Below are 333 nucleotides of genomic sequence, written 5' to 3' on the forward strand. Positions count from 1 at the left end.
TCCCCCGCTTTCCCCCTCAGGGCGTATGCGGTATTAATCCGGCTTTCGCCGAGCTATCCCCCATTACACGGTACATTCCGATGCATTACTCACCCGTTCGCCACTCGCCACCAGGAGCAAGCTCCCGTGCTGCCGTTCGACTTGCATGTGTAAAGCATGCCGCCAGCGTTCAATCTGAGCCAGGATCAAACTCTTCAGTTCAATCTCATAGCAAATTTTCTGGCACGCAAGTTCAAAGAAATAACTGGTATTTCCTATCTCTTGCAGTGCAAGTATTTGGCTTTCGCCAAGCACTTACACCTATCGGTTATTCGTTCTGTTAAAGAGCAGTGC

Annotated in this window: 1 rRNA gene; it reads right to left on the bottom strand. The window is 50.2% G+C overall.

Features of this window, described 5'->3' with window-relative positions:
- Nucleotides 1–201, bottom strand: a 16S ribosomal RNA gene (locus C2134_RS07780); the annotation flags it as partial.
- Between the last annotated feature and the right edge of the window lie 132 nt (nt 202–333).

Source organism: Chromobacterium sinusclupearum (assembly GCF_002902845.1).
GTDB classification, from domain to species: Bacteria; Pseudomonadota; Gammaproteobacteria; order Burkholderiales; family Chromobacteriaceae; genus Chromobacterium; species Chromobacterium sinusclupearum.